This window comes from Winogradskyella bathintestinalis (assembly GCF_030407435.1).
Lineage (GTDB): Bacteria > Bacteroidota > Bacteroidia > Flavobacteriales > Flavobacteriaceae > Winogradskyella > Winogradskyella bathintestinalis.
In genome coordinates, this window is the sequence record NZ_JASDDK010000017.1 from 1 (window position 1) to 9,884 (window position 9,884).

Annotated in this window: 12 protein-coding genes; all 12 read left to right on the forward strand. The window is 29.7% G+C overall.

Features of this window, described 5'->3' with window-relative positions:
• Window positions 1–132: 132 nt before the first annotated feature.
• The 12 genes from QMA06_RS16135 (at window position 133) to QMA06_RS16190 (ending at window position 9,506) form a co-directional block, all read left to right on the forward strand.
• Window positions 133–1,215 (forward strand): hypothetical protein, encoded by a 1,083-nt coding sequence (locus QMA06_RS16135; RefSeq protein WP_290207948.1) that lies wholly within the window; start codon window positions 133–135, stop codon window positions 1,213–1,215.
• Between the two features lie 138 nt (window positions 1,216–1,353).
• A complete protein-coding gene (locus tag QMA06_RS16140) occupies window positions 1,354–2,025 on the forward strand; it encodes a hypothetical protein (protein ID WP_290207949.1) in 672 nt (223 codons plus the stop codon).
• Between the two features lie 223 nt (window positions 2,026–2,248).
• Window positions 2,249–2,872: a TIGR02391 family protein gene (locus tag QMA06_RS16145; protein ID WP_290207950.1), complete on the forward strand. Its 624-nt coding sequence runs from the start codon at window positions 2,249–2,251 to the stop codon at window positions 2,870–2,872.
• Window positions 2,873–2,875: 3 nt separating this feature from the next.
• Complete coding sequence (locus QMA06_RS16150; protein ID WP_290207951.1) at window positions 2,876–3,340, forward strand: hypothetical protein; 465 nt, start codon at window positions 2,876–2,878, stop codon at window positions 3,338–3,340.
• Window positions 3,341–3,488: 148 nt separating this feature from the next.
• A complete protein-coding gene (locus tag QMA06_RS16155; protein WP_290207952.1) occupies window positions 3,489–4,112 on the forward strand; it encodes a toxin-antitoxin system YwqK family antitoxin in 624 nt (207 codons plus the stop codon).
• 425 nt (window positions 4,113–4,537) lie between these two features.
• The gene (locus tag QMA06_RS16160) at window positions 4,538–4,873 is read left to right on the forward strand and encodes a hypothetical protein (RefSeq protein ID WP_290207954.1); all 336 of its coding nucleotides are present in this window, start codon (window positions 4,538–4,540) and stop codon (window positions 4,871–4,873) included.
• Between the two features lie 208 nt (window positions 4,874–5,081).
• Entirely contained in the window at window positions 5,082–6,134 is a 1,053-nt protein-coding gene (locus tag QMA06_RS16165) for a serine hydrolase domain-containing protein (RefSeq protein ID WP_290207956.1), read from the forward strand.
• A 1,237-nt stretch (window positions 6,135–7,371) separates the two neighbouring features.
• Complete coding sequence (locus QMA06_RS16170) at window positions 7,372–7,611, forward strand: ribbon-helix-helix domain-containing protein (protein WP_290207957.1); 240 nt, start codon at window positions 7,372–7,374, stop codon at window positions 7,609–7,611.
• Window positions 7,604–7,891, forward strand: coding sequence for a type II toxin-antitoxin system RelE/ParE family toxin (locus QMA06_RS16175; RefSeq protein ID WP_040492734.1), 288 nt, complete (start codon window positions 7,604–7,606; stop codon window positions 7,889–7,891). The genes QMA06_RS16170 and QMA06_RS16175 overlap by 8 nt, the downstream gene beginning before the upstream one ends.
• Window positions 7,892–8,179: 288 nt before the next feature.
• Window positions 8,180–8,758 carry a hypothetical protein gene (locus QMA06_RS16180; RefSeq protein ID WP_290207958.1) on the forward strand — a complete coding sequence of 193 codons (579 nt, stop codon included), beginning with the start codon at window positions 8,180–8,182 and terminating at the stop codon, window positions 8,756–8,758.
• A gap of 206 nt (window positions 8,759–8,964) precedes the next feature.
• On the forward strand, window positions 8,965–9,207 hold the full coding sequence (locus tag QMA06_RS16185; RefSeq protein WP_028284019.1) for a type II toxin-antitoxin system ParD family antitoxin: 243 nt from the start codon (window positions 8,965–8,967) through the stop codon (window positions 9,205–9,207).
• The gene (locus tag QMA06_RS16190) at window positions 9,204–9,506 is read left to right on the forward strand and encodes a type II toxin-antitoxin system RelE/ParE family toxin (RefSeq protein ID WP_290207959.1); all 303 of its coding nucleotides are present in this window, start codon (window positions 9,204–9,206) and stop codon (window positions 9,504–9,506) included. The genes QMA06_RS16185 and QMA06_RS16190 overlap by 4 nt, the downstream gene beginning before the upstream one ends.
• Window positions 9,507–9,884 lie beyond the last annotated feature (378 nt).

Genomic DNA, 9,884 nt, shown 5'->3' on the forward strand with positions numbered 1-9,884 from the left:
TGAACTAACGATTTAAATACAGACCTAGTTCAAACTATTTTTTTGCCTTCTAAACGGCTAAAAAAAATCTTTTGAACGTCGAAATAATAACAAAAAAAAGGTCAACCTATTTCAGTATAATACAAAAACAGAATGGAAGAAGAATATAATAGAAAAAAGTATGAATCCCCTATCAGAAGAATGATGGGAATGATGAAAAAAAGACAATTTAGAATTGGAATGATTCTAGTCTATCTTGGCGCTATTTTGTTTGTATTTGATAATATATATAATTTAGAGTTATACAACTCTGAACAAATCCTTAAAACTATTTTACGTTTTAGCCCGATAATATTGATGGTCCTTGGTATAGGCTACTTAATGTTTGGATATCTAGAAGGAAATAAAAGCTTAAAACCAAATGAACCTGAAGTTTCTAAAAATCAAGATAATTCAAAAATCAACTTCGAACTTAAACGATTCATAGAAGAAATAAGACATAACCAAGAAAGAGGTCGTTATGAGAATAGAGAAATAATCAAAAGATTAGAAGAACAATTTGAAAAACAGAGTGATTTACAGTTAAATAAAAATCAAAAAGATGAATTGTTCAATTCCTTAAAAGAATCTTTTACTGAAAATGTTAATGACGATTTTTTTGAAAAACTAAATGAAAATATTTCCATTGAACTTACGAAGGAAAAAAGAAGCAGACTAGATTTTCTATTAAATGATTTCGAATCAATAAAACGTAGATTAAGTAGTGAAATAGAAAAATTAAGTAGAAAAGCCAATATCAATCTCGTTATTGGTTCGCTAACAACTATTGTAGCATTAATAACATTAAGCCTATTAGTTTTTCAAAATGGAATCAAATTAACCAGTTATACTGAAATCTTATACCATTATTTACCAAGGCTTTCACTTATCATTTTCATAGAAGTTTTTGCTTATTTCTTTTTAAGGTTATACAAGCTGAATCTTAATGATATGAAATATTTTCAAAACGAATTAACAACAGTTGAGTTAAAACTAGCTTCCATTACAACTGCTATAAACTTTGGAAAAGACATTGATATTAGTGCAATAACTTTAGAACTAGCAAAGACCGAAAGGAACTTTATTCTTAAAAAAGGAGAAACTACAGTTGAATTAGAAAAAGCAAAAATAAACAAATCTGACATTAATGAATTGGTAAAATCAATAACTAATTCAGTTAAAGTTGGAAAAAACTAATGCCAACACCGTGTATAATTAATTGCTAGGTTCTCGCCTACTTACGAAAATACTCGCGTATTTTCTATTCGGTTTTTATTTGCTAACTTACTCGCTAAACCACGCAACTAATCATACACAAACACGTTGGCAAACATTATGAAAAAAATACTATTTTTAATATTAGTAATTATTATAAGTTCAAATTGCTTTTCTCAAAAGCTAGATTCATTACAATTTAAAAAATATTATAAAATTTCTTTAGCAGGAAAACCTCAAAAAATTGAATTAATTCAATTTAAAGATTATAGCTATAAAGGATATATTATAACTGAGCTTGATTATTCTAATAGAAAAATAAGATTTACAAAAAATAAAACTTTAAGTTCAATTAAGGACTTTCTTTTTAAAGCAACTAACATTTTACGAAAAAAAGAAGTTGAAAAAGAAGTAATTGACACTTCATATATTGAATTAGGTTTAGCAAAAAAGTTGTTTTTAAAATTAAGAAATAACAATATTGAAAAAATAAAAAACTGTAAAGTTGAAAACAATTGTAAAATGTTCTTAGACAGTGATTACACTAGTTTTAAGATTAAAAATGATAATGATTATAAGTCTTTTGGTTTTCAAGAATTATATCCTTCAGAAAACGGAAAGTATTTGGAGGCTGCACCACAAAATCGAATAGAAGCTCAAAGAATTTTAACAATTCTAAATAATGAATTAGATTTTGAAAAACAATTTTATGACACAATTGAACGGTTACCAGAAGGTTCTTATTCATATCATAGTGGAAATGCAACTATTTCAATGAATAGTGAAAATTAAAATAACGTTTGCCAACAACGTATATAAAAAATAGCTGCTTCTTTTCTAAATCGTAAATTTTGGTATATTTGGTAAGTCGCCAAATCTTTTGATTTGGCTTTTGAAAAGTAAAGGTTAAAGCAAAAATACAAAAGATTTGGCTTAGGTTCAACCGATAAAATCGCTCTTGTTTTTACGCTACTTTCCATATACAAGATCGTTGTACCCAATTTGACAAACGACAATGAGCAAATCTGAAATACAAGCAAAAATCGAGTATCAGAAAACAATCGGAGAAGCCAATGATGGTGGATTTCAACCGATAAGATTTACTCGTGTTAAATATAAACAAAGCCCAACTGCACATATTGACATTCGGAAATTTCAAAGAGGATATGATGACGAAGGCGAAGATGTTTTCTTTCCGACTAAACTTGGATTTCGTTTTCCAGAACGTGAATTTAAGAAAGTGTTGGAAAAATATTCACTACTTCCAACTACATACGTGCATCCGAAAATAATTGAGAAAAGTTTTAAACTGTTAGAAAAGCAAGAATATGAGAGTGCTGTTTTGCAAGCTTTTAAAACAATAGAAATAAGTATAAGAGAGAGAATTAATGCTGAACCAGACGAAGTTGGAATAAGATTAATAAGAAAGGCTTTCCATTCCGAAAACGGTCCTTTAACAGATTTTGATTTACCCAAATCGGAACGAGAAGCATTTGCACATTATATTTCAGGAGCTTTTGGTTTTTACAAAAATCCTTGTTCGCATAGAGATGTAGAATTAGATTTTGTAGAAGCTTTTGAGCGAATAGTTGTAGCAAGTGACTTATTGAAAAAAATAGAACCTGAATGCCCATTTTAAGAAATGCAGAAAACAGATGAATATATTGCTAAAAGATTAAAGTGGAAAGCTGAAAAACACAGTCTTCCTACCCAACATTCATTCTTATTTGAAAGTTTGCCATTTGAAAACCAAAAATATTACACGGAATTATTTAAATCACAAAATATTGGAATTCCTGTTTTAGTTTTCACTCAACCAAATAATGACAAATGGACAATTATTGGAACTCGAAAAATAGTTTGGGGAGAATATGATAAATTTCAAAGCCTTCTAATTGAGAATATTAAAGAAATGAAACCTGAATCTTTGGTTAAATTAATGGAGACAGGAAAAGTTACTAAAGAATCGATAAAAAAAGCCGACTGGGACGAATTGACAATCACAAATCTGAATTCTGAAAAATTTATTATTCCAGCTTTTAAGGGTTCTGACTTTTTTGCGATGTGGAATATTTTATTAATGAATCGACAATTAAATCGGAAATAAAAACTGGGCACAACACCGTGTATAATTAATTGCTTTGGCAAGTGCTTATTTGGAAAATTCCTCCGGAATTTTCTCGGGTTCGTATTTGTTTATTAAATTAGTTGCTAAACCACGCAACTAACCATACACAAACACGTTGTGCATAATTATGAAGTCAGTACAAACATCAATCTTTCTGCTAATCATTAGCTTCTCGTGTTTTAGCCAAAACAGCGGAAAAAAGAGCCTGAATTTAGTGTTTTATGACAATTGCTCAAATAAAATAATTGAACCCGAATTTGAAATTTTATATATCTCTGGAGTTAATTATGATTACATAACAGTCTATAAAGAAATAGACGATTGGACTATTCAACATTCAGCAACGGTAAAAACTAAAAATGACACGATTAGAATTCCGAAAATTCTCTTTGCTGGTGGAAATGAATTACATTCAAAACGGTGGACTTACCTAAATTGTGACAAAATTTGTGACGGAAATGAAACGGATTTTTATGAAAATGGAAATAAACGGACTGATGGAACATACTCAAACGGAAAACCGATTGAAATTAAAGAATATCGAAAAAATGGAACTTTAAGAGCTCAATACTTTTATGAAAATCTGACTCTCAATTACGAACGAGTTGATTATTACGATGAAAATGAAGATTTAGAAGAATATCAGACTTATGAAAACAAAAAAAGAAAAACGATAATTAAAACGTTTGACAAAAATGGAAAATTGACTGATAAAGAAACTGAAAAGATTTATATTGAAAGAAAGAAATAACTATGCACAACACCGTGTATAATTAATTGCTTGGTTCTTCCCTACTTGCGAATATTCCTGCGGAATATTCACTGGTTCGTAAAAGTTTGCTAACTTAGTTGCATAACCACGCAACTAATCATACACAAACACGTTGTAAATAATTTATGAAAACACTTCAAAGGAAATTTACCGTACTTTTTTTATTATTTATAAGCATATGCTACAGTCAAAACTATAAGTTTGATAAGATAGTAAAGAATAGTTTTTCCACACAATTATTTCCGAATCAAGAATGGACTAACCTATTCAATTCAGAAGACGACTCATATCATATGCAGATATACAACCGAAACGATTCTCTAGTATCTAGAATATTTGATACAAAAGAAAATCAAGTGCATTATTTTCATATTGACAAATCGGATTCTTTAAAATTATATTTTATGGAAACGAAAAATATGTCGAAAAATGTCAATGGAAACAAATTTGAATTCTCTGAAATAAAAGAAAAAAAGGGAATTAAAGAGATTACTTTTAAAATTCTTAATGATAGAGACAAGAAAATTGCGAAATATAAGTTCGTAATTAAAGAAACTGACAAAAATTATTTCTCAGTTTTTAAACTCTCTGCTCTTGAGACACAATTATTCAATAAAATAAAAACACCTATGAATTTTATAGTTTTAGAAGCAAAAGGAACGAATATCAGCGGACGATTTGTCAAATACAAACTAGAAACAATCGAGCATATTGACCTAAATATTGCAATACCGAAATAAAAACTATTTACAACACCGTGTATAATTAATTGCTTGGTTCTTCCCTACTTGCTAATATTCCTACGGAATATTCACAGGTCCGTGAAAGTTTGCTAAATTAGCTACCAAACCACGCAACTAATCATACACAAACACGTTAGCAAACAATTAAAACAAAATTTCGGTAACAATTAAAGTTCTTGGTCGTCTTTAAAGAAAACATCACCAAATGAAAATTACTAATCTTATAATCTTATTATTTTTAGGACAAATTATCTTCGCTCAATCAAGAGCAGAAAAAATTGATTCAGTTAGTCAAATAATTCATAATAAAAATCCAGAGGTCGCAATCAGTATTGGGTTTATCGACAATGGAAAAGAATATTTCTTCAATTATGGAAATATTAGTCGGGAAAATAATGCGAACATAAATAAAAATACTATCTATGAAATTGGCTCTATAACAAAGTTATTAACTGCTAATTTAATTGCGCAAGCTCAGGAGGAAGGAAAATTAAAGATTGACGAATTTATAGATGATTACATACCGGAAGAATATACATTACCTAAAAATATCAGAAACAAAATTAAAATATCAGATTTAGCTTCACATCAATCGGGTTTACCTGACTTGGATTTTGAAAAATTAATGAAATTAAAACCTAAGCAACCACTGGATGTGAATAAGGAAACAATTCATTCAATAATAAATGATAGCACAGAATTATTAGATTATGGCAATTATCGTTATTCAAATATCAGTTATACTTTATTAGGAATGATATTAGAAAAAGTTTACGAGGAAGATTTTGAAAAAATATTAAGAGATAAAATACTTGTTCCCGCTCAAATGTCAAATACATATACAACGAAATTCGATGTAAAAAACAGAGTTACAGGATATGATATAAACGGAGTTGAGCAGGATTATTTTAACTGGAACCCATTGACAGCCCCAGCTGGTCTATTGAAATCCAATTCATCAGATATGACAAAATTTTTAAAAACACTGTTGTCTAATTCAGGTCAAATTTCAAAAGCAACCGAAATAACCGAAAATACTTATTATAAAAATACTCAAAGAGAAGTTGGCTTTGGTCAAGAAATTGCTCGAATACAGGATGATACATTTTTCTACAAAACAGGCGATACATTTTCAGGTTCTTCAATTATAGCTTATGATAAAAAATCTAACTGGGGAATAATTATTTTGATAAACCAACACAATTCTGATTTAATACGAAATTTATTTAATTCCAATTATGAAAAAGCATTAGAATAAAATCGTTTGCTAACACCGTATATAATTTATTGCTGGCTTCTTGCCTACTTACGAAAGTCCTCGCGGACTTTATTGGTCTATAATTATTTACTAAATTAGTTGCTTCAAACACGCAACAAACCATATACAAACACGTTGGCAAACATATTGCGCGCACCTACAATTTTACGGAAATTAAGAGTTTAGTCTGTTAAGTTTTGAGAAGTTTCTACTAAAAATCTAATCGCAAATCTGAACTTTGAAAATTAAAAAAAACACAACGCTGAATAAAATCTAAAACTAATCAGTTCGCTAAATTTAAAACAAGATCTTACGGCAAAATAGCCTGAATAAAATTTAATTAATTCCAGTCCTATAATTGAGCAAGTGCATAAAGCTCAAGTTTCTGTTTAGCTACTTATGTCAAAACCGTCTGGAAAAAATTAATTTATCAGCAGTACGCAATGATCACGGCTGAATCAATAAATAAAATACGTTAGCCAACAATGTATATAGTTCATTGCTACTTATAGTAAATCAAGAAAAATTCCGTTGGAATTTTACCTTTCAGTTTTATTTACTAAATTTAGAGTTATAATCTCGCAACAAACCATATACGAGACCGTTGGCAAACATTTTGTGCGTGTCAATAATTTCAAGGCTTTCAATAAGTTCTGTCATTAAATAATTACTCTGGAATTTAAAGCCGAATCTTAAATAATATTACGCTCGATTTTTAAACACTTACGGAACATTACGCACGATAATTGGCTCGCCCGACTTCTGATCATTGCATCAATATTATCGCAATCCTCAACTTTTGGCTGATAAGCGGAATGTCAAATCGTTCGGCCAAACTGTTCGCAATGTTATCAATCCAATTTTAGTTGTTTAAACGAATCGACTGTGATTTCCCAAAATTTCGGCTAAATAAAAATTGATTCTCTTTACGGAACATACGGAATATAATTCGGAGAATTTTTTTTGATTTTTAAGTAAAGTATAAAGCTTGACAAACAAAACTTTAGGAAACATAACGTAATAATATAACGCTGGACAATAAAAAACGATTTGCCAACAATGTATATAATTTATAGCTGCTTCTAGCCTACTTACGAAAAACCTCTCGGTTTTTCTATTTCGATAATTATTTGCTAACTTACTCGCTGAAAACACGCTACAAACCATATACGAGACCGTTGGCAACAATTTGGAGATGATTCGTAATTGATGTATATTTACACCAAACAATTGAATTATGTCAAGACAAAGTATATCATTTACAGAACCGAACGACGAATGGCTGAAAGCACAAGTCAATGGAAAAGAATATTCAAGCAAAAGCGAATTAGTAAACGATTTAATTAGACAAGCGAGAAAACAACAAGTCGAAATTGATTGGATTCGAACTAAATTGGAAAAAGCTGAAAATAGTGGATTTACAAATGAATCAAAGAATGAAATTTTAGCTCAATCAAAAACTTTACTGAATGGCTAAATATCGATTAAGTAACGAAGCTAAGAATGACTTAATCCGAATCCATCACTATGGAGTTAAAAAATTTGGAATGACTCAAGCGGATAAATATTTTGAATCATTCTTTGAATATTTTGAAATTATTTCCCAAAGGCCTTTTTCATTCGAGTCGGTTGATTATATAAAAAAAGACTACAGAAGGTGTGTTTGCGGAATAGATAGTATCTACTACAAGATAAATAATGACGTTGTTGAAATAATGGCAATTGTCGGAAGACAAGATTTAAACGACATACTGTAATCTGAATAATAAAAACTGTTGCCAACACCGTGTATAATTCATTGCTAGTTATAGCCTACTTACGAAAGTCCTCGCGGACTTTCTATCTGTGATTTATTTGCTAACTTTAGTGCTTAAACACGCAACGAAATCATACACAAACACGTTGGCAACAAGTTGACCAAACCAAGAAACTAATTGACTAACCATAAAATATTGTTTACTCAATAAAAAAACATTATTCACTCATTTTTAATTTCGGAATAACTAAAAACACTTTAAATTTGAATTATAAAAACATAAACTGATATGACGAAAAATACTTTGGCTTTAATATTATTGTTCGTGACTTTTGATTCATTTAGTCAAGACATTATCGGAAAAAAATCTACTACGAAACCGAATTATTCAGAAAACTCTGAAATAAAAGTTATCTATAAGGATAGTTTAAATACGTTTCATTCTAAAAACAAACCTGTTGGGATTTTTGTGAACGGTATTTTTCTTAATGAAAACTTAATTTCAACAATTAATCCAGATAAGATTGAAAATTTGACAGTTGAAAAAGAAAGTTTTGAAAAAAACGGTAAAGAATATTTTGGGAAAATACTTATAGAATTGAAATCGGATTATAAACCAAAATTTATATCTCTAAAAGAGCTTACAAGTAAATATTTGAATTTAGACACAAACCCAATAATATTTCAAATTGACGAAAATGTTATCAATCAAGATTACAACGAGTATTCGGTTGATGAAAGCTTTATTCTTAAAATTGAGTTGAACAAAATAAAAACCTCTAAAAAAGATACTGAAATTAATTTAATAAAGTTAATAACAAAGACACCTGAAAACATAAAAAAAGCAAACGAAATCCGAATTAAATGAACGAAAATATAAAACCAGTTGCCAACAACGTGTATAATTAATTGCGGTCTGATTTTCCTCTCGGAAAATCAATCCTAATTAACTATCTTTGGTCACAACCCGAAAATCGTAGCCGATTTTCCCGCAACTAACCATACACAAACACGTTGTGTGCAATTTGGCTACGTTACCAAGATTTGGTATATTTGAGTAAAATTATAGTCAAAATGGGAAAAAACACATCAATATCACTCGGAAATCATTTTGAGGATTTTATCAGAGAAGAAGTAAATTCTGGTAGATATGGTTCGGTTAGCGAAGTAATTCGTTCTGCATTACGTTTGTTAGAACGTGAAGAAAAAAAAGAAAGAGAACTAATTAAAGCTCTAGAAGTTGGAGAAAATAGTGGATTTGTTGAAAATTTTGACCCAAAACAACATCTGAAAGAATTACATCGTAAGCACTTATGAGTAAAAATAAATATCGCATAAGCCAACAAGCGATTGAGGATTTAGATAAAATTTGGGTTTACACCCTTAACAAATGGTCTAAAGAACAAGCTGACAGATATTACGAGTTAATAATAGCGGAAATTGAATTTATTGCGGACAACTATCTGATTGGAAAATCCGCAGAGCAAACTCGAAAAAACTATCGAGTTACGAAAATCAAATCCCATCTGATTTTTTACAGAAAAGTAGATAATGAGATTGTGGAAATCGTCAGAGTATTGCATCAAAGAATGGACATTAAAAAACGACTGAAATAAAAACTGCACACAACACCGTGTATAATTAATTGCTTTGTTCTTCCCTACTTACGAAAATTCCTTCGGAATTTTCACGGGTTCGTAAAAGTTTGCTAAATTAGCTACCCAACCACGCAACTAACCATACACAAACACGTTGTAAGCAATTTGAACCATGTACTTTCCTGAAATAGGTTGACTAAAAATTCATCATTTAATGATAGTCACTTATGAAAGCACAAAAAGAACACTGGCGAAAAAAAAGCTATAATAAAGCAACTTTAGAACTCAAATTATTCGTCGTTGACCAAATTCAGAATGGTCAGATTTCTACAAACTTTGCATCTAAAAAATATGATGTTCCCAGAACAACTATCTCCTATTGGATTAGAAAATACA